Origin of the sequence: Streptomyces sp. NPDC016469 (assembly GCF_040632905.1) — a bacterium.
Classification (GTDB): domain Bacteria; phylum Actinomycetota; class Actinomycetes; order Streptomycetales; family Streptomycetaceae; genus Streptomyces.
Map to the genome: position 1 here is coordinate 248,246 of NZ_JBEYCQ010000007.1, position 24,092 is coordinate 272,337.

Below are 24,092 nucleotides of genomic sequence, written 5' to 3' on the forward strand. Positions count from 1 at the left end.
TAGCCTTCGGCCCATGACCGTTGCGTTCTTCTCCGGTAAGGGCCGTCGAATCGGCGTCGCTCTTGGTGCCGTGTCCGCGGGACTCCTCGTCCTCTCCGCCTGCGACAAGCCGACGCCGCTCGCCACCGTGACGGTCGGCGACGACTCGGTGAGCGCCGAGGCCGCCTGCTACAACGACGGCAAGGGCCTCAAGAACTCCGAGGCCGAGAAGTGCCTCAACAAGAAGGCGGAGAAGACCATCGAGGTCTCGACCACCGACACGGTCCACTTCGGCGTCGACCCGGAGATCGCGGACAACGGCTGGACCCTCTTCGTCGAGGGCCAGCGCGGCGAGCCGGAGCCGTCCAAGAAGACCTACCGGTCCTTCCCGGGCGCCGCCTTCTTCTCCAGCCAGAGCAGCCAGACCGGCGAGGCCGCCGCCCCGAAGAACACGCAGATCAGCATCGTGGAGACCAAGGGCGCGAAGGTGATCGGCATCTGGCACTTCAAGCTGGAGAAGACCGACTGACGTGCGTGTACTCGTCGTGACCGCGGTCCCGGTGGAACGGGACGCGGTCACGCGTGCGTACGGGGACGAGCCGGCGGTCCACCGGATCCGCGGCGCGGAGATCCACCGCGCCGGCCCGCTGGACGTGCTCGCCGGGGGCGCGGGCCCGGCCGCCGCGGCGGCGTCGACGGCGTTCGCGCTGGCGGCCGACCGCTACGGCCTGGTGATCTCGGCGGGCATCGGGGGCGGATTCGCGCCGGGAGCGCCGCTGGGCTCGCTGGTCGTGGCCGACGCGATCGTGGCCGCCGATCTGGGCGCGGACACGCCGGACGGCTTCCTGCCGGTGACGGCGCTCGGTTTCGGCCGCGACCGGTTCGTGCCGCCGCCCGCGCTGGTCCGGGAAGCCACTGCCGCGACGGGCGCCCGCTCCGGCGGCATCCTCACCGTCTCCACCGTCACCGGCACGGCGGACCGCACCGCCGCACTGCTGGCCGCCCACCCGGACGCCGTCGCCGAGGCCATGGAGGGCTTCGGGGTCGCGGAGGCGGCGAACCTGGCCGGCGCGCCGGTCCTGGAGATCAGGGCCGTGTCGAACACCGTCGGCCCGCGCGACCGCGACGCCTGGCGCATCGGCGACGCGCTGACCGCGCTGACCGAGGCGTTCGGGAAGCTCATACCCGTACTGGAAGGCTGGACCCGCCATGACCGAGACGACTCCGCGGACTGACACGCTGCGCATCGCCTTCTCGCCCTGCCCGAACGACACGTTCGTCTTCGACGCCTGGGCACACGGCAGGGTCCCCGGCGCGCCGGCGCTGGACGTCACGTTCGCGGACATCGACATCACCAACGGCATGGCCGAGCGCGGCGAGCTGGACGTGCTCAAGGTGTCGTACGCGGTGCTGCCCTGGGTCCTGGAGGAGTACGCCCTGCTGCCGTGCGGCGGCGCGCTGGGCCGGGGCTGCGGCCCGCTCGTCCTCACCCGCGAGGCGGGCACCGACCTGACCGGGAAGACCGTCGCCGTACCGAGCGAGCGCTCGACGGCGTACCTCCTCTTCCGCCTCTGGGCGGCCGACGTGGTGCCGGGCGGGGTGGGCGAGATCGTCGTCATGCCGTTCGACGAGATCATGCCCGCCGTCCGGGACGGCAAGGTGGACGCCGGTCTGGTCATCCACGAGGCGCGCTTCACGTACCAGAACTACGGCCTGCACAACCTGGCCGACATGGGCCGGCACTGGGAGGACACCACCGGCCTGCCGATCCCGCTCGGCGCGATCATCGCCAAGCGCTCGCTGGGCGCGGACACGCTGAAGCTGCTTGCCGAGTCGGCCCGTGCCTCGGTCCGGATGGCGTGGGACGACCCGGAGACCTCCCGCCCGTACGTCCTCGCCCACGCCCAGGAAATGGACCCGTCCGTCGCGGACCAGCACATCGGCCTGTACGTGAACGAGTTCACCGCGGACCTGGGCGAGGACGGCTACGCGGCGGTCCGCGGCCTCCTGACCCGCGCGGCGGCCGAGGGCCTGGTCCCGCCGCTGGCCCCGGACGCGCTGTCCTTCGTCTGAGAGGGCGCTTCCTTCACATTCCCCACGCCACAAAGGGGATGCGCGGTGACATGGTTGACCGGCCGGCGAGTCCGCCGCCGGTACATGCACCCTGGGGGGTTTCCATGCGTACCCGCACCGCCGCGGCCTTCGCGGCCGTCGTCCTGCTCACGCTGCTGGGCTCGACCGCCTGCTCGGCCTCTTCGGACGGCCCGCCGTCCTCGGAGACCGGGCAGGCGACCCGGAGCAAGCCCGCGATCGACCCGTCGGAGTGCGCGGTCCCTGCCGACAAGACCCCGGAGGAGTGCGAGGTCGACGCGTCCTTCGCCGTCATCGAGGAGGGGGTCCCGGCCGAGGGAATGCCGCCGACAGCGCCCGGCAACTAGTGCGCTGGGGGCGTCCCCGGCCGGGGACGCCCACCGCACGCTGCGTCGCGGCTACACGTCGAGCTGGTCCGCGACCGCTCTCAGCAGGCCGGCGATCTTGGCGCCCGCCGCCTTGTCGGGGTAGCGGCCGCGCTCCAGCATCGGGGTGATGTTCTCCAGGACGGTCGTCAGGTCCTGGACGATCGACGCCAGCTCGTCCGGCTTGCGGCGCTGGGCGGCCGCGACGGACGGGGTCGGGTCGAGGATCGACACGGAGAGCGCCTGGTCACCGCGCTGGCCGGCGACCACACCGAATTCGACGCGCTGACCGGGCTTGAGAGCGTCGACCCCGGCCGGGAGCACGGACGAGTGCACGAAGACGTCGCTGCCGTCGTCGCGGGAGAGGAAGCCGAAGCCCTTCTCGCTGTTGAACCACTTGACCTTGCCAGTCGGCAAAGCACGCACCCCATCTCAACCCGTATGCCGGAACGAATGCCCTCAGCAGGTCAGGCCGTCCTGTGGTCGTGCTCCCCTGCTGGCTGAAGCCTCCACAGGGGAAGTACCCCTCGTCAAGCCTGGTCATCCGGACTGTGTCCGGAAACGGCACCTGCTTCACCCGGACACGGTTCCGCGGCGTCCGGGAACTACCCTGAGGGGGTGAGTACCTCATCTTCCGGCGCGGGCGACCGGCTGGTCCGGATCGGCGCGATCGTCTTCTTCATCGGCGCCCTCTCCACCCTCGCCACCATGGCCCCGCTCTTCCTCGGCACCCATCCGCTGCCGTCCATCGCCTGGTCCCTCTGCATGCTGATGGGCATCGGCTTCCTGATCGCCGCGGCGGGCGTCATCCGCTCGGCGCGGGCGGGGTCGCGGACAGAGCGGTAGCACCGGGACCGTAGGCCGGCCTTTGGCCAGAAATGCGTTGCACTTGCAACGTTCCCCTTGGTAGAGATGAAGCTCCTTACAGAGCCGTGCCGGGGGGCGACATGACGGGATGGGACATCGATCCGGGCGGGGTGGAGTCGATCCTGTCCCTGGTCGGACGTGCAGCCAAGGACTTGAGCAAAGACGTCCGGGGCTACGGCAGGAGCGTCGAGGACGCGGCGGTGTCCGCGGGGACGATCAGCGGGCCCTACTGCGGTGAGGCGCCCTCGGGTCCGGTGGGCGCCGCCGTCGTCAACTTCGTGTCCGACACCCAGCACAAGATCACGTTCATGGCGGCCCGCGCCAAGAAGTCGATGGACGGCACGGTCAAGGCGACCACCGAGTACATCGAGGGCGACCTCGCCATGGCGGCCCGGGCCCAGCGCGAGGCGGCCAAGGCCCCCACTCCCGCCGAGCTCAGGGCGGCCGGGAAACCGTCCGGCGAGCGGGACGGGAAGTAGCCGCCGTGATCCAGCCCGGCGGCATCCCGCAGTGCACCGGCGACTTCGCCCAGTTGGAGAAGGCCGCGTCCAGTCTCCGTACGCACGCCGTCGGCATCCGTACCAGCGGCAAGGACGTCCACTCCCGCTTCCAGGCGACGGCCGGTTACTACAAGGCGCCCGAGGCAGACCGGCTGTTCTCCTCCACCCAGCCGGTGATGGACACGGCGGAGGAGTTCGCCACGGACATCGAGTCGCTGGCCGACGCCCTGGACACCTTCATCCACGAGGCCAAGCCGCACGCGGACCGGCTCAAGCAGCTGAAGCTGGACGCGATCGACTTCGTCCACGGCGTCGAGGGCGACGACGACTGGACCGAGGACCAGAAGAAGCTCGACGAGCACCAGGCCCTCATGGACGACGTGGCCACGGCACAGGACGGCTTCCACGAGGCCGAACGCAAAGCCGCGAACACGATCGAGGCGATCAGCCCGGCCATGTCCAGGCCCCGCTGGACCGCCGACGACGGCTCCCACGGCCCCCGTACGTACGGCCCGTCCGAGGACCTGCTCGCACGGATGCCGAGTTCGACGACAAGGACCACAACGATGTGGGTCTGGCGAAGATCTCGACGCCGCCCGATGGGTCGATCTTCCCGTAAGGAATGCGCATGTCCACCCTGAAGCGGGCCCCCAAACACGTCGGCGCCTGGTATTGGGATCTCGAAGAGATCACGCCGGACGGAGCGGAGCGCGATGTGATCGCCGCGACGCTGACCGCCGCGGAGAGGTGCGCCGAGATCCTCCGTGCCCACGCGTTGCTGGAGGCGACGTCAGTAGAGCAGGCGTGGTACGCCCCAGGTTCGGGGCCCACGGGGCTGACAAGCAAACTGTCCGTACCCGTGACGCCCCTCGGGGACCCCGAGGTCACGGAGCGAGTGCTCGGGAGCCGTCCGTCCGGATTCCCGGACGCCTTCATCGGAAACATGTACATCAGGGGGCCTGGGACGTGGTTCGACGCTGAAGGAAACGCACGCAGAGAACCCGAACTCGTCACTATCTGGCTGACACCCGACAGCGCCGGCATCTCTGTCGAAGTGTCCGTCCACCACGACATCTGGTGCTGGTTCGACTTCTCCGGACGCCCTCACCCCCAGGTGCACAGGCGCAACGCTCCCCGACTGGCGGGCGCGCTGCAGGAGATCACATCGCATTTCGGCGTGAAGCCCGAGACAGGCGAGCCAACGTATTTCGGCCATGCCGTCGGCTATGGCATCTCCACCGATGACGCGGATGAGAACGGCATGGGCCTCGACGTGACCGACAAGCTCTGACAGACCCCGGGAAGGACAGCCGGCATGATCACCTCTGCTCCAGTCGGCGAGTGGGTACGGGAACTCTCCGCGAGCAGTGCGACGCATACGGCGGCGGGATTGTGAAGCCGACTTGCGGGTCTGGACCGCAGATCGCCGAAGGCCCGGTCCGGTACCTCACGGTGCGGCGGGACGGCCGGACCCTGGGCTTCGTCCGGGCGGCCGTCGACGATTCCGCCGCCGGGTACGTGCCCCGTACCGCAGCCGGCGAAGCGGCATTCGACGCCGGGGCAGCGTGGCTGACGGCCCTCAGGGAGGCCCGTCGGAACGGGCTCACCCCGCTCGCGGCTCTGCATGGGATCCGGCGCCCGGGACGGCCGGAGGCCGGTGTCATCGCCCAGGACGCTCCCGCGGAAGCGTCGTCCCTGGACGCCCTGGAGGAGTTGTCCGGCCGGTACTGACCCGCATCGCTCACCATCCTCACCTGACGGAGCAGCATGACCCAGGACGTCATTGCCCTCACCCCCCGGATGCCCGGCCCGAAGGCGCTGCTGGCCGGGCTGCACGCGGGCGGCCCCGATCTGCGGGTGGACGAGGCCGGGGACGGGGCCGTCGTGCGACTGTGCGCGGACTCCGGGCAGACGCTGGTCTCGCTCGAAGCGCCCCGGTATCTCCAAGTCCCCGGCGAAGTGCAGAGGTCGCTCGGCAAGGGTGTCTGGGACGAGTCGCCCGTGTGGTGGACGGAGGCGCGGGCGTCCAGTGCGGCAATGGAGGCCGCGCGGCTCACGGAGTCCGTCGCGGGGCGGCTGGCCGCGGTGCTCGGGGGCTCCGTCTGGCCGCCGGGGGCCGGTCGCACCGAGGTGGTCCCCGGCCTCGCGGGGCTCAGCGGTGATACGGCTCCCCCAGGCGTCGACGTGCTCACCGCGAGGGCGGCCGTCGTCATCCAGGGACGCCCCGTCGTGGCCGCGACCACATGGCTGACCGACGTCGCCCGTAACGCCGTACGCACCGGGCGTGAACTGCAGCTCGTCACTCCGCCCGGCACCCGGCTCACCTTCCCCGTCCACACCCTGCTCGATGGGGTGCCCTCGCGCTGGGTCGTCCGGGACCCGGAGTGCGGCTACTACGACGGCCTCTCCGGGGCTGTACTCGACTGGCACGACGGGCGCTTCGCCCCCGCCACCACCGACAACGGCACGCCCCGGATCGCGGACGCGTTCCGGCAGCCTGCCGGGCCCGAGGGGGAGCGGCAGCTGATCCTCTCCCTCCGTACGATTCACCCGCCCGACGACCGTCTCACCCTCGGCGGCGCCCTGGAACGGGCCTGGCGCACGCTCACAGGTGCGCCGCCCGCCGGGTGGTCCACCGCCGAGCCTGTCAACGTGCCCTGGTCGCCTCGGCAACTGACCGAACTGGCCCGCGGGCGCGCCCGGCAGGCCTTGCCGACCTGGGTGGTCGCAGTCGGCGGCTCCGACTGCCCCTCGATCGCTGCCGTGCGGGTGTCGCACACCGCTGCCGGCATCGAGGAGCGCACGACGATCGTCCTCGGCTACGGGCCCGGCCACGACGTGCCGCTGGATCTCGTGCCGGACCTCGCGGCGTCCCTGTGCACCGGGCACGGTCTCGCGTCCATGGTCGTCCAACTGCGGTCCGCCCGGGCCGACCTGAGCACTCCGGCCCGCTACCAACCACCTTCGGCGCCCGTCTCCTTCACACTGGGGCCCGATGCCGTCGCCGGCCTCGACCTCATGGGCACGGCCCTCGCCGGCACCGTGCCGATGCGCCTCGGACCGGCCGCCGGGCCGGGTCTGCACTACGCGCTGGGGGACGGCTGCGACCCGTCCGGCTGGGAACGGCTGCGGGAGATGCAGGTACGCCTGAGACGCGTCGCCCGGCCCACCGAGTCAGGTCTGGCGGAAGGCTTTTGACGGGGTGTCGGGGCTGTGCTTCGCTGCCGTGGGCATGTTGTTCCTCTGCCCGGAAGGCCGCTCATGACCAAGCTCCTGTCCATCATCACCCCCGTCCACCGGGCCGGGCTCGGGTATCTGCGGGAGACCTACGACTCCCTCGTGGCGCAGGTGCTTCCCGGCGGGTGGGAGTGGGAGTGGCTGATACAGGAGGACGGGGCGGGGGTCGGGGCGGAGGAGTTCCTGCCGGACGATCCCCGGATCAGGATCTCCTCCTCCCGGCAGGGTGGGCCCCACGTCTCGCGGACCGTGGCACTCGGACGGTCGTACGGGGAACTGATCAAGACGCTGGACGCCGACGATCTGCTGACCGACGGGGCCCTGGCCCGGGACATCCGGGTGCTGGCCGAGCGGCCCGAGGCCGGGTGGGTCACCTCGGCCGTGCTGGACCTCATGCCGGACGGCAGCCGGGTCGGCTTCCCGGACCCGGCGGAGGGGCCGGTCGAGCCCGGCGACGTCCTCGCGCACTGGGAGCAGCACCACCGGCCGCAGGTCCACCCGGCCACGCTGTGCGTACGCCGGCAGCTCATCGTCGCCCTCGGCGGGTGGACCGCGCTGCCGGCCTCGGGCGACACCGGGCTGCTGCTCGGGCTCGACGCCTTCAGCCCGGGCTGGTTCACCGCCGAGGTGGGGCTCCTCTACCGGAAGCACGACGGCCAGATCACCACCGATCCCGCCCACGCGCGGGGCCCGAGTGAGACGCGCGCATGCGGATCATCGGGGAGCGGGCCAGGGCGTTCCGGGAGCTGTTCGGGGCGCGTTAGCGCGCGGTGCGCTTCGTGTACGCGTCGAGCCAGGCGGGGAGTTCGGTGAGCGAGGCGAGGACGGTGTCCGCTCCGGCCGTACGCAGTTCCTCCGCATCGCAGGGGCCCGTCGCGACGCCCACCGGGACGGCGTTCGCGGCCTGGGCGCCGCGGACGTCGCCGATGTGGTCGCCGACGTAGACCGTGGCGCCGTGCTCCTTCAGCGCGACCGCCTTCTGCTCCGCCCAGAGGTTGCCCACGAGGACGTCCGGCTCGATGCCGAGGTGGGCCAGGTGCAGCTTGGCGTTCGGCTCGTACTTGGCGGTGACGACCATCGTGCGGCCGCCGCGCTCCCGTATCGCCTCGATCGCCTCCAGGGCGCCGGGCATGGCGAGGGTCGGCTCGATGGCGTACGTGGGGTACATGGCCCGGTAACGGTTCGCCACGGCGGGCACGTCGGCGGCGGGAAACCAGTTCGCGAGCTCGTCCTCCAACGGGGGGCCGAGGCGGCTCACCACCAGATCGGTGTCGATCGGGGTGCCCGTCTCGGCGACGAGGGCCTCGTAGACGGCCTTGATGCCGGGGCGGGAGTCGATGAGCGTCATGTCCAGGTCGAAGCCGACCGTGAGGGGTGAGGGGGTCATACCGTCCATTGTGCCGGGCAGGCCTCCGGCCGGGCGTGGGGCTTCGGGCGCGCCGGGGCGACCGGTGTTCGTGTGCGCCGGGGGCCGGGCGCGGGGTCCGCCCTCGATCGCCGGTCCGGCTTGGGTGGGCGCGGGGCGTCCAGGAAGCGCGCGGTTCCGTCCTCGATCGCCGGACGGGCTCGAGCGGCGCGCCCGGCTGGGTGGCGCGGGGCGCCCGTGGTGGGGGCAAAGCCGCTGGTCACCGTCGCCTCGCGCGCCACACCAGGAACAGGGCTGACGCCACCGCCGCCGTGCGTACCGTGACCGGCCATACGTCGCCCAGCGCGTCCTTCATGCCGTGTTCCGGGATCGGCGTGCCCCAGCGGCCGTCCATCCGGCCCCAGAGCCAGACGAGGGCGGCCGCCGCGACCGCGCCGGGGAGGCCCATCGCGGCCCACTTCGCCTCCGCGCGGGACAGTTTGCGGGAGCTGTACGCGAGCAGCCAGCCGCCCGCGAGGGCGAGCAGGGAGCCCATCACCGCGCCCACCACGAGGAGCGCCGCCGCCAGCAGCAGCACGGGGTGGCCGAAGCCCCGGCGGGGGGCCGCCTCGGCGGCCGCCGGGACCGGGCGGGCTCGGCGGAACCGGCGGCGCGGCGGTTCCGGAGTCGCTTCGGGCTCCTCCTCCTCTTCCGCTGCCTCGTCCTCCGCCTCCTCGTCCGGCTCCTCCTCCGCCTCCGGCGGCCGCAGCAGCGCCGGAATCTCGACGCCGCCCCGGAACCCCGGCACCTCCGTCCCCGGCCCGAACTCCCCGAACGCCCCGGGCCCGGTCTCACCGAACGGCCCGGGTTCGTCCCGCCACCAGTCGCCGTCACCGGCGTCCGGGCCGAGCTCGTCCATCCCCAACCGATGCGGGGCGGAGGCGTCCGGGGCCTCGGCGTCCCGGTCCGCCCGGCGCCGGGAGAAGGCACCCTTGCCCGCTCGCCGCGAGGCCGAAGCGTCCCCGTCCGCCCGACGCGCCGTCGACGCGTCCCCGCGCGGCCCCGCCGCATCCGCGTCCGCCCCCCGCCGCCCCCCGCCGGGAAGACTCGCGCGGCGCGGTTCGGGGATTTCCGGGGGGTCCGGCGTCTCCGACGCCCCCGACCGGGCCGCTGCCGCGACCAGTTCGTCGGGGGAGCCCAGGGTGCCGATGATGCGGCGCACCTGGCCGGGGGTGTGCGCCCGCTGGGCCGTGCGCCGGCGGTCGATCTCCGTCCGGAGCTCCGCCACCAGCCTCATCCGGGCGCCGGACGGCAACTGCTGCTGCTGGGCCAGGTCGCCGACCCGGCTCAGGTAGTCGTAGACGAGCTGGTCGCTCTCGATCCCCACGCGTCGCTTCCCCTCGGTTCCCCGCCACCGGCCTGCACCGACGGTAGCGCCCTCAGGGCTGTCCGGAGCGGCTACCGTGGGGCGGATGGGGACGACCACACCACCGCGGACGCTCGCCGAGGCCCTGCGCGCCCGGGACGACGAGTCACTGGCCGGGCTGCTGCGGGCACGGCCCGATCTCCTCTCCCCCGTGCCGGGCGACATCACGCAGCTCGCCACGCGCGCGGGCACCCGTGCGTCCGTCGTGCGCGCCCTGGAACACCTGGACCGGTTCGCCCTCCAGGCCGCCGAGGCCCTGGCGGTCGCGCCGGACCCGGCACCGTACGAGACGCTGCTCGGACTGCTGACCGGTGACGGGCAGGACGACGGCGAGCAGCGCGACGACGTGGGCGCCGCGATCGTCGCGGCGCTGCCCGGCGCGGTCGGGACCCTCCGCGAGCAGGCACTCGTGTGGGGCGAGGACGACCGGCTCCGGCTCGTCCGCACGGCGCGGGAGCTGTTGTCGCCGTCGCCGCAGCACCCCTCCCCCACCGGTCTCGGGCCGACCGTCGCCGAGGCCACCGCGGGGATGTCCCCCGGCCGGCTCCAGGAGATCCTGGCCGCCGCCGGGCTGCCCGCCACGCACGACCCGGTGTCCGCGGTGGCCGCCCTGACCGGGCTGTTCACCGACCGCGCCCGGATGGGCGAGCTGCTGGACACCGCGCCCATGGAGGCCCTGGCGGTCCTGGACCGGCTCGTGTGGGGGCCGCCGTACGGGGAGGTCACACCCAACCCGACGCCGCCCGTGAGGTGGCTGCGCGACCGGGGGCTGCTGCTGCCCGTCTCGACCCGGACCGTCGTGCTGCCGCGCGAGGCGGCGCTGCATCTGCGGGCCGGGCGCGCCCACCGGACGCCGGAGCCCCGGCCGCCGGTCGTGACCGCCGTCGCCGAACGCGATCCACAGGCTGTGGACAGCGCGGCGGCCGGCCAGGCGTTCCTGGCGGTGTCCACCGTCGAGGAGCTGCTGAAGCACTGGAACGGCGGCGGCCCGGCCGTGCTGCGCTCCGGCGGGCTGAGCGTCCGGGAGCTGCGGAAGACGGCCGCCGCGCTGGACGTCCAGGAACCGGTCGCCGCGTTCTGGGTGGAGCTCGCGTACGCGGCCGGGCTGCTGGCCTCCGACGGCGAGGCCGACGAGCGGTACGCGCCGACGCCGGCGTCCGACGAGTGGCTGGAGCTCCCCGCGCAGGAGCGCTGGGTCTCCCTCGCGACGGCCTGGCTCACCGCCACCCGGACCTCCGGCCTGGTCGGCGGCCAGGACGCGAAGGGGCGGGCGCTGTCCGCGCTCGGCCCGGACCTGGACCGTTCCGCCGCGCCCGAGGTACGCCACCGGGTCCTCGCCCTGCTCGACGCGCTGCCGGCCGGCACCGCGCCCGACCCCGAGTCCGTGCTCGCCCGGCTCCGCTGGGAGCGCCCGCTGCGCGGGGCCGCCGCCACCGAGGGGACCACGGATCTGCGGTCCCGGATCGCCCTGTGGACGCTGAACGAGTCGGAGCTCTTGGGCATCACCGGGCGCGGCGCGCTCGCCGCCCAGACCCGCGCCCTGCTCGGCGAGGGGCCCGCCAAGGCCGCCGGCCTGCTCGCCCCGCTGCTGCCGGAGCCCTTGGACCACGTCCTGCTCCAGGCCGACCTGACGGCCGTCGCGCCCGGCCCGCTGGAACGCCCGCTGGCCGACATGCTCGGCACGCTCGCCGACGTCGAGTCCAAGGGCGGGGCGACGGTGTACCGCTTCACGCCCGGGTCGGTCCGCCGCGCCCTGGACGCCGGGCAGACCGCCGCCGACCTGCACGCCTTCCTCGCCACGCACAGCCGGACGCCGGTGCCGCAGCCGCTGAGCTACCTCATCGACGACGTGGCCCGCCGCCACGGGCACCTCCGGATCGGCGCCGCGTCCTCGTACGTGCGCTGCGACGACGAGGCCGTGCTCGGCGAGATCCTGGCCGACAAGCGGTCCGCCGCGCTGCGGCTGCGCCGGATCGCGCCGACGGTGCTGGCGGCGCGGGCCGACCCGGCGTCCCTGCTCGACGGGCTGCGCGAGATGGGGTACGCCCCCGCCGCGGAGTCCGCCGACGGCGACGTCCTGATCACCCGGGCCGGCGCCCACCGCACCCCGCCCCGCTCCGCGCCCGCCCCCGTCCCCGAGGGCCCGCCCGTGCCGGACACCACGCTGCTCGGCGCGGCGGTCCGGGCGATCCGGGCCGGGGACAACGCGGCGACGGTGGTGAAGGCCCAGCCGGACACCGGGCTCGCCGCACCGCCCGGTGCCCTCCCGCGCACCACCGCGGCGGAGACCCTGGTCACCGTCCAGGCCGCCGCGATGACCGGCTCCGCGGTCTGGATCGGCTACGTCAACGCGGAGGGCACCGCCAGCCAGCGCGTGATCGCCCCGGTCCGCGTGGAGGGCGGCTACGTCACGGCGTACGACCACACGGCGGACGAGATCCGCACGTACCCGCTGCACCGCATCACGGGCGTGGCGGAGCTGGCGGAGTAGGGCGGCTGGGGCCCGCGAGGCATGGCCGTCGCCCGTTCTCGCCGAACGATTCCCCAGCTCTCCTGCGACGGCATGCCAGGTCCCGCCGCGATGCGCGATTTTTTTGACCGATCGTTCCAGAACGCCTTATGGTCTTCGATGTGGCCAGGACCAAGGAATTCGATCCGGACGCCGCGTTGCAGTCGGCCCTTGAGCTGTTCTGGCGGCGCGGCTACGAAGCGACGTCATTGACGGATCTCGTCGAGCACCTCGGCATCGGCCGCGCCAGCATCTACGCGACCTTCGGCAGCAAGCACGAGCTGTACCTGAAAGCCCTGGACCGGTACGCCGAGGCGCGCGACCCGGCGCTCCTGGCCGAGCTGTCCCAGCCGGGCCCCGCACTGCCCGCGGTGCGGGCGGTGGTGCGCCGCTTCGCCGCGGAGGCCATCTCCCCGGAGGGCCGGCTGAACGGCTGTTTCGTCACCAATACCGCGGCCGAGCTGGCGCCGCACGACCCGGCGGCGGCCCGCCGAGTGGAGATCAGCTGGGAGCACGTCGAGACCATGCTGCACTCCGCGCTCGTACGGGCCCGGGCCCAGGGCGAGCTGCCCGAGGAGCGCGATCCGCGTGCGCTGGCCCGCATGCTGCTCGTCCTGCTCCAGGGGGTACGGATCGTCGGCAAGGCGTCGATCGATCCCGACCGGGTACGGGACGCGGCCGAACAGGCCCTGACCCTCCTGGACTGACCCGCGCCCGCCGGATCCACCGGACCCGCTTCCGCATGCCCAAATAATGAACCGATCGGTCAAATATCAGGAGGAAGGCATGCCCGCCCCAGGCACTGCCCGCGTCGCCACCGCGCGGACGTGATCCTGCTCGGCGCCGCCTACGGACTGACCTTCGCGATCCTGCTCACGCTCGGCAGCGATGCCTGGTCCCTGGCCGCTACAGGGCGCTCTCGCAGCCGTCGCCCTTCTGCACCACCGCACCGGGTAATCCATCACCTCAAGGGAGTCACCGCGATGAACCGCTTCACCGGAAAGACCGTTCTCATCACCGGCGCAGGCTCCGGCCTCGGCCGCGCGATCGCGCTCGCCTTCGCCACCGAGGGCGCGTCCGTGGTCGCCGCGGGACGCACCGCGGCCGCCCTGGACGAGACGGTCGGTCTCATCGAGGCCGCCGGCGGCACGGCCACCGCCGTCACCGCCGACGTCACCGACTCCAGCCGGCTTCAGAACCTCGTACGCGAGAGCGTTGCCCGCTTCGGCGGACTGGACATCGCGGTCAACAACGCCGGGATACTCCGCGGCACCGTACCCGTCGGTGAGGTGAGCGAGGAGGACTGGGACGCGGTGCTGCGAACCAATGTCACCGGTGTCTGGCTGGCCATGAAGCACGAGATCGCGCACATGAAGGAAAACGGTGGCGGCGCCATCGTCAACATCTCCTCCAACCTGGGCGCACACCTGCGCGTCCCGAACCTTGCCGCGTACATCACCTCGAAGGCAGCGGTCTCCGCGCTCACCCGCGCAGCCGCTCTCGACCACATCCACCAGGGGATCCGCATCAACGCGGTCAGCCCCGGCGCCTCCGCCGCTCCCATGTCGCTGCGGCCCGGCGAGACCGAGGCCGACCGTGCCGAGCGGGTGAAGACGCAGAACCCGCTCGGCCGGGTCGCGGAAGCCGAAGAAGTAGCGGCCGCGGTCCTCTATCTCGCCTCACCTGCGGCCGGCGCGGTGGTCGGCGCCGACCTGGTCATCGACAGCGGATCCTCGGCCTGACGGTTCGTGGGCTCCGGCGTCACCCTTCCCCAGCAGGGAACGCGCCGCGGCGCGGGCACGCTCACTTCCGCACCACCATCGCGCACAACGTGCGGGAACCGCTGAAAACCGTCCAGCTGAGCGTCGTGCGGCCGGTGCGCTGAGGGCATGGGCCATCGCTCGACAACGCGGTGATGACCATGAGCGCGTTCTGGCCCTTCGGTACGTTCGTCCGGTCGCAGCCCCAGACGGTGAACAGCTGTCCGGTGCCCTTGATGCTCCCGTCCGCCTGCTTGGTCAGTGCGGCGGGAAAGCACTGGCCCGCGGCGAACCGCCGGTCCAGGCACAGGGCGAGGGAGGACCCGTCGGCGTTGACGTGTCCCCAGCCGTGCCGTCCGCCGCCCTCGGGGCAGTTGCCGGCGGACGTGGTCACCATGGTCACCTGCGTGAAGGCGAAGCTCGCCGCGCAGTCGACGGCCTCGGGCCGGTCGTGGTTCAGCTTGCCCCAGCCGGCGTCGAACACGCTGAGGCAGGTGCCGGCCCGGACGGACGCGAACGCCAGGTCCACGGGGCTCGGCGGGTCGGGCGTAGGGGTCGGCGTGGGAGTGGGGGTCGGGCTGGGCGTCGGCGTGGAAGTCGTCTCGTCCGCATCCGGCTCCTCCTCGTCGTCGCGGCTGTCCGGAGGCGGGTCCCGGTGCGGCCGGGACGACGGCTCCGACACCACGGAGGCGGGCTTGTCGTCGTCGCCCCCGCCCTGCTTCTGCCACGGCTGCCAGAGGGCCACCAGGACGACGATGCCCGCGAGGGCGAGTACGACCGCGGACGAGGCGCTGACGAAGTAGGTGCTGCTGATGTCCCGGCCGGCCATCGTGATCCGGGACCGCCCGGAGGCCTGGGCATCCATCCGGATGCCGCCGCCGTCGGCGTCGTCCGAGTCCCCTCCTGCGTAACTCAAGCGATCACCCCTTGCTGATGGTGACGTCCCGCCCGGCCATCGTGACGCGGGAGCGGCCGGACGCCTTCACCTCCATGGTGACCGTCCGCGGTGCCGCGTCCTCGGCCCCGGCCGGCCGCAGCTCGTCCAGCACGCGCCGGAGCTCGGGCACCAGCTCCGGATGGGCGGCCAACAGCCGCTCCAGCCGCGCCGCCCACTCGGCGACGAGGCCCTCCTCCAGCGCCTCGTTGCCGGTGCGCCGTGCCGTGAGCGCGTCCGCGCGGGCGTCCGTCAGATCGGCCGCCACCCGCTCCGCCCGGTCGGGCTGCACCCGGCTCCAGAGATCGGCCAGCGCCTGCTGGGCGCGCTCCCACCCGGCCGTCGCCAGGCCGTCCACCAGCGTCGACGCCGCCTGGCCCGCCAGCGCCGCCAGTTCGATCTCCATAGCCCGCTCCCTGCGTTCACTCGCCATCGGGAGAACGTGTATATCGCCCGTGGCACGGGGCCGCCGGGGATTTGAGGTGTTCCTGAGCATGCACACGCGTGACCCGGGCCCACGACACACCGCCCCCCGATGCGGCACACTGGAGGTTTCCCCCGAGCCGAAAGGGCCCACGCGCGTGAGCGGACCCCTCATCGTCCAGAGCGACAAAACGCTCCTCCTCGAAGTCGACCACGAGCAGGCCGACGCCTGCCGTCGGGCCATCGCGCCGTTCGCCGAGCTGGAGCGGGCGCCCGAGCACATCCACACGTACCGGCTGACCCCGCTCGGGCTGTGGAACGCCCGTGCGGCCGGGCACGACGCCGAGCAGGTCGTGGACGCGCTCGTGACGTACTCGCGCTACCCCGTACCGCACGCGCTGCTCGTCGACATCGCCGAGACGATGGACCGCTACGGCCGCCTCACCCTGTCCAAGCACCCCGTGCACGGGCTCGTCCTGACGACGACGGACCGGCCCGTCCTTGAGGAGATCCTCCGGTCGAAGAAGGTCCAGCCCCTGGTGGGGGCCCGGATCGACCCGGACACCGTCGCCGTGCACCCCTCCGAGCGCGGCCAGGTCAAGCAGACGCTGCTCAAGCTCGGCTGGCCCGCCGAGGACCTCGCGGGGTACGTGGACGGCGAGGCCCACGCCATCGAGCTGGACGAGGACGGCTGGTCGCTGCGCCCGTACCAGCAGCAGGCCGTCGACGGGTTCTGGCACGGCGGGTCCGGGGTCGTCGTGCTCCCCTGCGGCGCGGGCAAGACGCTCGTCGGGGCGGGCGCGATGGCGCAGGCCAAGGCGACGACCCTGATCCTGGTGACGAATACCGTCTCCGCCCGCCAGTGGAAGCACGAGCTGGTGAAGCGGACCTCGCTGACCGAGGACGAGATCGGCGAGTACAGCGGGACGCGGAAGGAGATCCGGCCGGTCACGATCGCCACCTACCAGGTGCTGACGACCCGCCGGAAGGGCGTCTACCCCCACCTGGAGCTGTTCGACTCCCGCGACTGGGGCCTCGTGATCTACGACGAGGTGCACCTGCTCCCGGCGCCCGTCTTCAAGTTCACCGCCGACCTCCAGGCCCGCCGCCGCCTCGGCCTGACCGCGACCCTGGTCCGCGAGGACGGCCGAGAGTCGGACGTCTTCTCGCTCATCGGCCCCAAGCGCTTCGACGCGCCGTGGAAGGAGATCGAGGCGCAGGGCTACATCGCCCCGGCGGACTGCGTCGAGGTCCGGGTCAATCTCACGGACTCGGAGCGGCTGGCGTACGCGACCGCCGAGGCCGAGGAGAAGTACCGGTTCTGCGCGACGACCGCGACGAAGCGGAAGGTCACCGAGGCGCTGGTGCGCAAGCACCGGGGCGAGCAGACACTCGTCATCGGGCAGTACATCGACCAGCTGGACGAGCTGGGCGAGCATCTGGACGCCCCGGTGATCAAGGGCGAGACGAGCAACGCGCAGCGCGAGAAGCTGTTCGAGGCGTTCCGGCAGGGCGAGCTGAACGTGCTGGTGGTGTCGAAGGTGGCGAACTTCTCCATCGACCTGCCGGAGGCGACGGTCGCCATCCAGGTGTCGGGGACGTTCGGTTCGCGCCAGGAGGAGGCGCAGCGCCTGGGCCGGGTGCTGCGGCCGAAGGCCGACGGGCACGAGGCGCGGTTCTACTCGGTCGTCGCGCGCGACACGATCGACCAGGACTTCGCGGCCCACCGCCAGCGGTTCCTGGCCGAGCAGGGCTACGCGTACCGCATCGTGGACGCGGACGAGCTGCTGTCGGAGAGCTGAGGGAGGCGCGGGGGTGCGGTCAGCGCCGCCGCACCCCCGCCTCCTCCGCGTACTCGCCGAGGACGACGACCCCGAAGGCGGCCTGCGCGAACACCTTCACGGCGCGCAGGGCGCCGGAGGCGCGGTTGTGGGGGTGACCGGGGGCCGCGGTGGCGCCGGTCCTGCTCGGGTCAAGGGTGACGGTGCTCATGTATCCATGGTGCTCCGGGCGGGTGCGCCGGGGCGTCGCCCCGCAGATGGAAGCGCGACGCCGCCCGCGTACGCCTCCGGTCGCACTGCATCCCCTACGGGAGGGACGGGCGCGGACCCTCGGAGCCGTAAGAACACCCGGCCCCGTCCACCGCGCCCCGTGAAAACCATTCGCGCGCACCCCCCGCCCGCCGGTACACTCCCCGGTCTGCCCGCCTCCCGCACCGTGGTACCGGCGGCCCCCGAGGGGCCCTGCCGGCAGCCGGGGGAGCGCCGCCGACCGGACGGAAACCGGCCGACAACCGTACGCACGATCGATCCCCGAGCGGACCCGCACACGCCCCGCAAGCGCCGGAGGCGAGCCGCGGTCCGCCGTCCTGCGTTGAATGCCGGAGGCAACACCGTGCCCGCGCACGAATTCGAGAGCGACACCACCACCGACCCCCTCGCCCATGAGCGCGCCCATCTCGCGGCGTCCCGCGCCGCGTTGCGCGCCATGCGGGAGGACGCCCAGAACCTGGACATCCGCGACGTCACCGCGAACTGGGTGAACGCGGCGGTCCTCCAGGCCCAGATCGACGAGCGGATCAAGTCGCTCGCGGACCTGGCCCACACCCCGCTGTTCTTCGGGCGCCTGGACTACCTGCACGTCGTCGGGGCGGAGGAGGCGGAAGGCGCGGAGGGCGAGCAGTTCTACATCGGGCGCCGCCATGTGCACGACGCCGTGGGCGACCCGATGGTGATCGACTGGCGCGCCCCGGTCTCCCAGCCGTTCTACCGGGCATCGCGCAAGGACCCGCTGGACGTCGGCCGCAGGCGCCGCTTCGGCTACACGGGCGGCGACCTCACCGCGTACGAGGACGAGCACCTCACCGACCCCGCCGAGGCCGAGCAGACGAGCAAGCTGCTCCAGGCGGAGATCGAGCGCCCCCGCGTCGGGCCGATGCGGGACATCGTCGCGACGATCCAGCCGGAGCAGGACGAGATCGTCCGCAGCGAGCTGGGCGGCACGGTCTGCGTGCAGGGAGGGCCCGGCACCGGGAAGACCGCCGTCGGCCTGCACCGGGTCGCGTATCTGCTGTACGCGCACCGCGAGCGCCTGGCCCGCACCGGCACCCTGGTCGTCGGGCCGAACCGCTCGTTCCTGCACTACATCGAGCAGGTGCTCCCGGCCCTCGGCGAGCTGGAGGTCAAGCAGGCGACCGTCGAGGACCTGGTCGCCGCGCAGATCGAGGTCCGGGGCACGGACGAGGCCCCGGCCGCCGTCGTGAAGGGCGACGCGCGCATGGCGGAGGTGCTGCGCCGGGCCCTCCGGTCGCACGTCACGCCGCCGGCCGAGCCGGTGATGGTGGTGCGCGGCTCGCGGCGCTGGCGCGTTCCGGCGTACGAGATCGAGGAGATGGTCCAGGAGCTGCTGGCCCGGGACATGCGGTACGGCGCCGCGCACGAGGCGCTGCCCCAGCGCATCGCGCACGCCGTCCTGGTGCGGATGGAGCAGGCGGGCGAGGCGCCCGACGACCGGGTGCAGAATTCGGTGGCCCGCAACCCCGCCGTGAAGGCGGCCGTCAAGGCGATCTGGCCGGCCGTCGACCCGGCGAAGCTGGTCCTGCGGCTGCTGTCCGACGCGGAGTTCCTGGCGGAGCACGCGGAGGGGCTGCTCTCCGAGGACGAGCAGAAGGCCATCCTGTGGATCAAGCCTGCCCGGAGCGTGAAGACCGCCAAGTGGTCGGCGGCGGACGCGGTGTTGATCGACGAGGCGGCCGACCTGGTGTCGCGCACGCACTCGCTCGGCCATGTCGTGATCGATGAGGCGCAGGACCTCTCCCCCATGCAGTACCGCGCGGTCGGCCGCCGCTGCTCGACCGGTTCGGCCACCGTCCTCGGCGACCTGGCGCAGGGCACGACGCCGTGGTCGACGCAGAGCTGGGAGCAGGCACTGCACCACCTGGGCAAGGCGGACGCGCTGGTGGAGGAGCTGACGGCCGGCTTCCGCGTGCCGCGCGATGTGATCGCGTACGCATCCCGGCTGCTCCCGGTGATCTCGCCGGGGCTCACGCCGGTGGAGTCGGTGCGTGAGTCGCCGGGGTCGCTGTCGGTACGGGAGGTGGCGGATGCGGCCGAACTGGACGCGGCCGTGGTCGCGGCCTGCGAGGAGTCCCTGACCCACGAGGGCTCGATCGGCCTGATCGCCGCCGACGCGCGCATCCCGGCCCTGGCCGACGCCCTGACGGCGGCCGGTCACACATATCTCTCCCCCGGCCAGGAGACGACCACCGAGACCCGGCTGACCCTGGTCCCGGCGTCGCTGGCGAAGGGCCTGGAGTACGACTACGTGGTGCTGGACGAACCGGCCGCCGTGGTCGACGGCGAGCCGGACGAACGCACGGGCCTGCGCCGCCTGTATGTGGCGCTGACCCGTGCGGTCTCCGGCCTGGCGGTGCTTCACGCCGCGCCGCTGCCGCAGGAGTTGGCGTGACGAAGTGAACGGGGGCGGGGGGACCATCGTCCACCCCCGCCCCCGCCCGGTCATCAACCGGCGGTGCAGGACCGCCCGTTCAGCTTCACCGTGCCCGGGTCGGCCGCCGGACCCGTGCGGCTGCTGTTGAACCCGAAGTCCACGGAGGCCCCGGGCGCGATGGTCCGGTTCCAGGACAGCGGCGCGGCCGTCACCGTCCGTCCGTACTGGCCGATCTCGGCGCTCCAGGTGTGGCTGAGCTTCTGGTCGCCGGGCAGCAGCCAGGTCAGCGACCACGGCGTGACGGGCTCGGTGCCGGTGTTCTTCACCGTGACCGTGGTGGTCGAGCCGGTGCTCCACGGGTGCGAGGAGTACGTCACCTTGCAGGTGCGGGCCGGGCCCGTGGCGTCGCCCGCGTCGTCCAGGTAGGAGGCGATGTAGGCCAGCGGGGCGTTCCAGTTGATGGCGACCTCGTTGGTGGCGTACGAGCCGTTGTCGTCCAGGTAGCACATCGCGGCCGCGCACCCCTTGAGCTTCGCGGCGGCCTCCGGGTCGCCCGAGGTGGGGGCGGTCAGGTTGGGCCCGCCCGCGAGGGACCCGGCCGGCGGGTGCGGCAGGGACGGGTCGGACTCGTGGGCCCAGAACCGGTGGTGCTGGTTCTGCGAGTACCGCTCGCCGTAGCCGGTGACGTACGACTGGTTGAGCGGGTTGCGCCCGAACAGGTAGTCCGCGCCGCGCAGGACGGCGTCCCGGTAACCGGCGTCACCGGTGAGGTCGGCGGCGGTCGCCAGCACGATCATGTTGTTCAGGACCTGGCTGTTCGAACCCCAGGCGTAGTTCTGGTCCTTGGGCGCGTACGGCACGCCGTACAGCTGGTCCTCGGTCTGCGCCCGGTAGCGGTCGGCGGCCGTCGTCACGATGTCCCGTACGTCCGCGAGCTGGGCGGCCGTCAGGTCGTTCGGGACCGTGGCCAGGGTGAGCACGCCGAGCCCGGCGGTGCCGCCCCACCAGATGCCGCCGTCGGCGGGGAAGGCCGCGTCCACGTCACCGTGCAGCGGCGAGCCGAGCAGCGCCTGCCGGTACGCGTCCTTGCCGGTCGTCGTGAACAGCTCGGCGGCGGCCCAGTAGAACTCGTCGCGCACGTCGTTGTCCTCGTACGTCCCGCCCCCGACGCCGTCCGCCGGGCTGGCGAGCACGTTCGGGTGCGCCTTCGCGGCGGCCCACGCCGTCTCGGCGGCGGTACGGCACGTGGCCGCGAACTCCGCGTCGAACGGGGCGTAGAGCCGGGCGCACTGGGCGGCCGTGGCGGCGAGGTTCAGGGTCGCGGCGGTGGTCGGCGGGTGCAGTTCGCGCTGCTCCGGGTCGAGTTCGGGCCGCATCGGGATACCGGTCCAGTTGGCGTCGTGCACCTTGTGGTGCGCCATGCCCGCCAGCGGCTCCCCGGCCGGGACCTGCATGCGCATCAGGAACTCCAGCTCCCAGCGCGCCTCGTCGAGGATGTCCGGCACGTCGTTGCCGTGCTCGGGCACCGCCAGCGCGCCGTCGCCCAGCTCGGCGGACTCGGCGCCGTCGGCCGTCAGGGTGCGCTCGTAGGTGTCCATCAGCTCGGCGACCGCGATGCCGCCGTTCACGACGTACTTGCCGTGGTCCCCGGCGTCGTACCAGCCGCCGCGCACATCGAGCCGGTAGTCGCAGACGCCCGCCTGGCACGGCACGTCCGTGTCGCCCTTGTTCGGCGCGACCCCGAGGTGCCCGGCCGGCCGCGCGTACTCCTCGCCGGCCAGGTCCGCGTCGATCGCGATGCCGCTGCGGTTCTGGTAGAAGTACGCGAGCGAGTCGGACCGGAGGCTGTCGTACAGGTCCGCCCGGATCGAGAAGGGCTCGCTGACCTGGCCGTCCGCCTCGACCGTGAAGCCGTCGCCGGTGGCGGTGGCGTCGCTGAAGTCGAAGGTGTGCACGTTCTGCCGCGAGGTCGGGTCCTCGCCGCCGGGGTTGGTCGTCCCGCTCGCGACGGTCGCCCCGTCGGCCGCCTTCAGCGTCCACGGGACCGGGTCGGTCGCGTCGGTGACCAGGGTGCCGGTCTTGGGACCCTTGGGCAGATAGCCGACCTGGTTGACGCGGACCCGCGACCCGGTGTCGGGCACGTACACGGGCGGCTCGGCGCCCCCGCGCAGCGACACGTCGTCCACGCAGAAGGTCGCCGCCTTCGCGCCCCCGCCGACCTGGAACGCGACCTGCGCGGCGTCCTGGTCGGCGGACGCGGTGAACACGTGCGTGTAGGCGGTCGCCCCGGCCCCGATCTGATCGGTCGCGGACAAATCGGCGGTGTACGGGTCGGTCGCCATCTGCACGTTGGTGTGAATGGACAGCGGTACGGTCGAACTCGCCGTGTACGACAGCGTGTACGCCTCACCCGCGACGAGCGGGATGTCGTTCTGCCCGATGATCGCGTCCCACGGGTTGGCGGTCCCGCCCGGCACGTCGGCACACAGCCGCCCGTCCACGACGGCGACGGGCGCGTTGGCCGTCGACCACCAGGGCGCGGTCCCCGCGGAGAAGTCACCGTTGGTGATCTGCTCCGGAGCGGGGTCGCCGTCGGCGGCGACGGCACCGGGGGCGGTGAGGATGCCGCCGCAGAGGGCTGCGACGGCCAGAACACCGAGCGCACGGCGTCTGCGCCGGACGGAGGACGGGGGCGGGGAGGCGTTCACCAGGGGCCTTTCGTCGTGGGGACGGAAGAGAGTGATGGGAGCGCTCCCACGACAGACGGGCATGCCGGGGAGGCGCGCCATGGGAGCGTTCCCATCACCGCGAGGCCATTGTGGGGCGAGGGGCGCCGGTTGCGCCAGGGTCATGACAGGGCGGCGTTCCGCCGCGGGTTTGCGCGGCGGAACGGACGCGGCACGGCCGGCGGGGCGAACGCGGCGGGCCGGCACACGAGGGCCGCCGGCACACCCCGCACCGCCGCGAAACCGGGGCCGCCACCACAACTAGCCCCTCCGGCGCTTGAGGAGCAGGGGCCCGGGGGCAGCACCCCCGAAACCACGACGCCACACGCACGAGCGAACCCCAGCGGCACCGCCGCGAAACCAGCACCGCCACCACAACTAGCCCCTCCGGCGCTTGAGGAGCAGGGGCCCGGGGGCAGCGCCCCCGAAACCACGACGCCACACGCACGAGCGAACCCCAACGGCACCGCCGCGAAACCAGCACCGCCACCACAACTAGCCCCTCCGGCGCTTGAGGAGCAGGGGCCCGGGGGCGGCGCCCCCGCGAGGGCGGCGCGCCACGGCGCACCCAGGGACGACACCGCACCGCCCCCGCGGCTAGCGGTCCAGCACCGCCCGCCACTCCCGCACCGCATCCGCGGAAACCGGCCCGGCCCAGCCGTCCGGGCGCGCGGCGCCACCGATGTGGACCGCGTCGATACCCGCATCCAGGAGCGCCGGCAGGTGCTCCAGCCGCAACCCGCCCCCCACAAGAATCCGCGGCTCGTACCCCGGCTCGCCCGCCCGCCCCGCCTCGGCCACCAACGTGGGTATCCCCGCGTCCACCCCGGCCGCCGCCCCGGCCGTCAGATACGTGTCAAGACCCGGCAGATCCGCGAGCGCCTTGCGGAGCGCGTCCCGGTCGCCCGCCCGGTCGATCGCCCGGTGGAACGTCCACCGGCAGCCGTCCAGCACGGCGACAAGCCGCTCGACCGCGACCAGGTCCGGGTTCCCGTCCGCGTCCAGGAAGCCGAGCACGAACTCGTCCGCCCCCTCGGCCCGCAGCTCACGGGCCTTGCGTACGAGTATCTCGATGTCACCGGCCGCGAAGCCGTCGGCGACCCTGAGCATCACCCGCAGCGGAATTTCCACCGCGGCGCGGATCGCCGCGAAGGTCGCACAGGACGGGGTGAGGCCGTCCGCCGCCATGTCGGTGACCAGCTCAAGCCGGTCCGCACCACCCGCCTGGGCGGCGACCGCGTCCTCCGCGTCGAGAGCGATCACCTCCAGGACTGCACGGTTGCTCATGGGAACCCAATCCTCCAGGAAGCAGCTATAGGTCTAGTCCAATGGCCAGCCTACGGGGCGGTAGGCCGAGGGCGCAGCCCTGACCGTGAACGTGAAGATACGCGAGGCCGAACGGAGGCCGGGCGACCGACCGGCGCGACCCACACACCCCACACAGGACCACCCTTGCTTCGCCATAGGGGGTGGGGGTATAC

The 24,092-nt window shown here is 72.9% G+C and carries 24 protein-coding genes; 16 read left to right on the top strand and 8 right to left on the bottom strand.

From position 1 onward, the window contains the following. Positions 1 to 13: 13 nt before the first annotated feature. The 4 genes from ABZ565_RS10600 to ABZ565_RS10615 all read left to right on the top strand — a co-directional run bounded on the left by ABZ565_RS10600 (position 14) and on the right by ABZ565_RS10615 (position 2,417). On the top strand, positions 14 to 508 hold the full coding sequence (locus ABZ565_RS10600; protein WP_361023236.1) for a DUF2771 domain-containing protein: 495 nt from the start codon (positions 14 to 16) through the stop codon (positions 506 to 508). A 1-nt stretch (position 509) separates the two neighbouring features. Further along, positions 510 to 1,214: a futalosine hydrolase gene (locus tag ABZ565_RS10605; RefSeq protein WP_361023239.1), complete on the top strand. Its 705-nt coding sequence runs from the start codon at positions 510 to 512 to the stop codon at positions 1,212 to 1,214. Continuing rightward, positions 1,189 to 2,052 carry a 1,4-dihydroxy-6-naphthoate synthase gene (locus ABZ565_RS10610; protein ID WP_361023242.1) on the top strand — a complete coding sequence of 288 codons (864 nt, stop codon included), beginning with the start codon at positions 1,189 to 1,191 and terminating at the stop codon, positions 2,050 to 2,052. Before ABZ565_RS10605 ends, ABZ565_RS10610 begins: the two co-directional genes overlap by 26 nt. A gap of 104 nt (positions 2,053 to 2,156) precedes the next feature. After that, complete coding sequence (locus tag ABZ565_RS10615) at positions 2,157 to 2,417, top strand: hypothetical protein (protein WP_361023245.1); 261 nt, start codon at positions 2,157 to 2,159, stop codon at positions 2,415 to 2,417. 51 nt (positions 2,418 to 2,468) lie between these two features. Here the strand turns inward: ABZ565_RS10615 and ABZ565_RS10620 are convergent, their stop codons facing one another. Further along, positions 2,469 to 2,852, bottom strand: coding sequence for a cold-shock protein (locus ABZ565_RS10620; RefSeq protein WP_018101528.1), 384 nt, complete (start codon positions 2,850 to 2,852; stop codon positions 2,469 to 2,471). Between the two features lie 201 nt (positions 2,853 to 3,053). On the opposite strand from ABZ565_RS10620, the gene ABZ565_RS10625 reads away from it, so the two are divergent. From ABZ565_RS10625 to ABZ565_RS10655, 7 genes are all read left to right on the top strand, one after another. After that, on the top strand, positions 3,054 to 3,281 hold the full coding sequence (locus ABZ565_RS10625; protein ID WP_361023249.1) for a hypothetical protein: 228 nt from the start codon (positions 3,054 to 3,056) through the stop codon (positions 3,279 to 3,281). A 101-nt stretch (positions 3,282 to 3,382) separates the two neighbouring features. Further along, positions 3,383 to 3,781, top strand: coding sequence for a DUF6507 family protein (locus tag ABZ565_RS10630; protein ID WP_361023252.1), 399 nt, complete (start codon positions 3,383 to 3,385; stop codon positions 3,779 to 3,781). Positions 3,782 to 3,786: 5 nt separating this feature from the next. Next, a complete protein-coding gene (locus tag ABZ565_RS10635; protein ID WP_361023255.1) occupies positions 3,787 to 4,443 on the top strand; it encodes a hypothetical protein in 657 nt (218 codons plus the stop codon). Next, positions 4,431 to 5,093 (top strand): hypothetical protein, encoded by a 663-nt coding sequence (locus tag ABZ565_RS10640; RefSeq protein ID WP_361023258.1) that lies wholly within the window; start codon positions 4,431 to 4,433, stop codon positions 5,091 to 5,093. The genes ABZ565_RS10635 and ABZ565_RS10640 overlap by 13 nt, the downstream gene beginning before the upstream one ends. A gap of 101 nt (positions 5,094 to 5,194) precedes the next feature. Further along, entirely contained in the window at positions 5,195 to 5,533 is a 339-nt protein-coding gene (locus ABZ565_RS10645; protein WP_361023261.1) for a hypothetical protein, read from the top strand. 36 nt (positions 5,534 to 5,569) lie between these two features. After that, entirely contained in the window at positions 5,570 to 7,000 is a 1,431-nt protein-coding gene (locus ABZ565_RS10650; protein ID WP_361023264.1) for a DUF6177 family protein, read from the top strand. A 63-nt stretch (positions 7,001 to 7,063) separates the two neighbouring features. Further along, entirely contained in the window at positions 7,064 to 7,852 is a 789-nt protein-coding gene (locus ABZ565_RS10655; protein WP_361023267.1) for a glycosyltransferase, read from the top strand. On the opposite strand, the gene ABZ565_RS10660 is transcribed toward ABZ565_RS10655, so the two are convergent. Both ABZ565_RS10660 and ABZ565_RS10665 read right to left on the bottom strand, forming a co-directional pair. After that, on the bottom strand, positions 7,800 to 8,426 hold the full coding sequence (locus ABZ565_RS10660) for an HAD family hydrolase (RefSeq protein ID WP_361023270.1): 627 nt from the start codon (positions 8,424 to 8,426) through the stop codon (positions 7,800 to 7,802). The genes ABZ565_RS10655 and ABZ565_RS10660 overlap by 53 nt on opposite strands. 238 nt (positions 8,427 to 8,664) lie before the next feature. Continuing rightward, positions 8,665 to 9,771 (bottom strand): hypothetical protein, encoded by a 1,107-nt coding sequence (locus tag ABZ565_RS10665; RefSeq protein ID WP_361023273.1) that lies wholly within the window; start codon positions 9,769 to 9,771, stop codon positions 8,665 to 8,667. Between the two features lie 85 nt (positions 9,772 to 9,856). On the opposite strand from ABZ565_RS10665, the gene ABZ565_RS10670 reads away from it, so the two are divergent. The 3 genes from ABZ565_RS10670 (at position 9,857) to ABZ565_RS10680 (ending at position 14,061) form a co-directional block, all read left to right on the top strand. Continuing rightward, positions 9,857 to 12,301 (top strand): helicase C-terminal domain-containing protein, encoded by a 2,445-nt coding sequence (locus ABZ565_RS10670; RefSeq protein ID WP_361023276.1) that lies wholly within the window; start codon positions 9,857 to 9,859, stop codon positions 12,299 to 12,301. Between the two features lie 140 nt (positions 12,302 to 12,441). Further along, the gene (locus tag ABZ565_RS10675; protein WP_361023279.1) at positions 12,442 to 13,026 is read left to right on the top strand and encodes a TetR/AcrR family transcriptional regulator; all 585 of its coding nucleotides are present in this window, start codon (positions 12,442 to 12,444) and stop codon (positions 13,024 to 13,026) included. A gap of 276 nt (positions 13,027 to 13,302) precedes the next feature. Then, positions 13,303 to 14,061 (top strand): SDR family oxidoreductase, encoded by a 759-nt coding sequence (locus tag ABZ565_RS10680; RefSeq protein ID WP_361023282.1) that lies wholly within the window; start codon positions 13,303 to 13,305, stop codon positions 14,059 to 14,061. A gap of 61 nt (positions 14,062 to 14,122) precedes the next feature. On the opposite strand, the gene ABZ565_RS10685 is transcribed toward ABZ565_RS10680, so the two are convergent. After that, a complete protein-coding gene (locus ABZ565_RS10685; RefSeq protein WP_361023285.1) occupies positions 14,123 to 14,995 on the bottom strand; it encodes a hypothetical protein in 873 nt (290 codons plus the stop codon). Positions 14,996 to 14,999: 4 nt separating this feature from the next. After that, positions 15,000 to 15,419 carry a hypothetical protein gene (locus ABZ565_RS10690; protein WP_361023288.1) on the bottom strand — a complete coding sequence of 140 codons (420 nt, stop codon included), beginning with the start codon at positions 15,417 to 15,419 and terminating at the stop codon, positions 15,000 to 15,002. Positions 15,420 to 15,594: 175 nt separating this feature from the next. Between ABZ565_RS10690 and ABZ565_RS10695 the strand changes: the two genes are divergently transcribed. Next, positions 15,595 to 17,238 (top strand): DNA repair helicase XPB, encoded by a 1,644-nt coding sequence (locus ABZ565_RS10695; protein WP_361023291.1) that lies wholly within the window; start codon positions 15,595 to 15,597, stop codon positions 17,236 to 17,238. Positions 17,239 to 17,257: 19 nt separating this feature from the next. Here the strand turns inward: ABZ565_RS10695 and ABZ565_RS10700 are convergent, their stop codons facing one another. Next, on the bottom strand, positions 17,258 to 17,428 hold the full coding sequence (locus tag ABZ565_RS10700) for a hypothetical protein (RefSeq protein ID WP_203600378.1): 171 nt from the start codon (positions 17,426 to 17,428) through the stop codon (positions 17,258 to 17,260). 402 nt (positions 17,429 to 17,830) lie between these two features. On the opposite strand from ABZ565_RS10700, the gene ABZ565_RS10705 reads away from it, so the two are divergent. Further along, complete coding sequence (locus ABZ565_RS10705; protein WP_361023295.1) at positions 17,831 to 19,903, top strand: UvrD-helicase domain-containing protein; 2,073 nt, start codon at positions 17,831 to 17,833, stop codon at positions 19,901 to 19,903. 53 nt (positions 19,904 to 19,956) lie between these two features. On the opposite strand, the gene ABZ565_RS10710 is transcribed toward ABZ565_RS10705, so the two are convergent. Both ABZ565_RS10710 and ABZ565_RS10715 read right to left on the bottom strand, forming a co-directional pair. Further along, positions 19,957 to 22,593, bottom strand: a complete 2,637-nt coding sequence (locus ABZ565_RS10710) for a glycoside hydrolase family 9 protein (RefSeq protein ID WP_361023298.1) — start codon at positions 22,591 to 22,593, stop codon at positions 19,957 to 19,959. Positions 22,594 to 23,208: 615 nt separating this feature from the next. Beyond that, on the bottom strand, positions 23,209 to 23,898 hold the full coding sequence (locus ABZ565_RS10715) for a copper homeostasis protein CutC (RefSeq protein WP_361023301.1): 690 nt from the start codon (positions 23,896 to 23,898) through the stop codon (positions 23,209 to 23,211). Between the last annotated feature and the right edge of the window lie 194 nt (positions 23,899 to 24,092).

Bases quoted from the DNA above. Each gene is read 5' to 3' on its own strand.
- ABZ565_RS10600 (WP_361023236.1), top strand. From the start codon at position 14: ATGACCGTTGCGTTCTTCTCCGGTAAGGGCCGTCGAATCGGCGTCGCT.
- ABZ565_RS10610 (WP_361023242.1), top strand. From the start codon at position 1,189: ATGACCGAGACGACTCCGCGGACTGACACGCTGCGCATCGCCTTCTCG.
- ABZ565_RS10615 (WP_361023245.1), top strand. From the start codon at position 2,157: ATGCGTACCCGCACCGCCGCGGCCTTCGCGGCCGTCGTCCTGCTCACG.
- ABZ565_RS10630 (WP_361023252.1), top strand. From the start codon at position 3,383: ATGACGGGATGGGACATCGATCCGGGCGGGGTGGAGTCGATCCTGTCC.
- ABZ565_RS10640 (WP_361023258.1), top strand. From the start codon at position 4,431: ATGTCCACCCTGAAGCGGGCCCCCAAACACGTCGGCGCCTGGTATTGG.
- ABZ565_RS10650 (WP_361023264.1), top strand. From the start codon at position 5,570: ATGACCCAGGACGTCATTGCCCTCACCCCCCGGATGCCCGGCCCGAAG.
- ABZ565_RS10655 (WP_361023267.1), top strand. From the start codon at position 7,064: ATGACCAAGCTCCTGTCCATCATCACCCCCGTCCACCGGGCCGGGCTC.
- ABZ565_RS10660 (WP_361023270.1), bottom strand. From the start codon at position 8,426: ATGACCCCCTCACCCCTCACGGTCGGCTTCGACCTGGACATGACGCTC.
- ABZ565_RS10670 (WP_361023276.1), top strand. From the start codon at position 9,857: ATGGGGACGACCACACCACCGCGGACGCTCGCCGAGGCCCTGCGCGCC.
- ABZ565_RS10680 (WP_361023282.1), top strand. From the start codon at position 13,303: ATGAACCGCTTCACCGGAAAGACCGTTCTCATCACCGGCGCAGGCTCC.
- ABZ565_RS10690 (WP_361023288.1), bottom strand. From the start codon at position 15,419: ATGGAGATCGAACTGGCGGCGCTGGCGGGCCAGGCGGCGTCGACGCTG.
- ABZ565_RS10700 (WP_203600378.1), bottom strand. From the start codon at position 17,428: ATGAGCACCGTCACCCTTGACCCGAGCAGGACCGGCGCCACCGCGGCC.
- ABZ565_RS10715 (WP_361023301.1), bottom strand. From the start codon at position 23,898: ATGAGCAACCGTGCAGTCCTGGAGGTGATCGCTCTCGACGCGGAGGAC.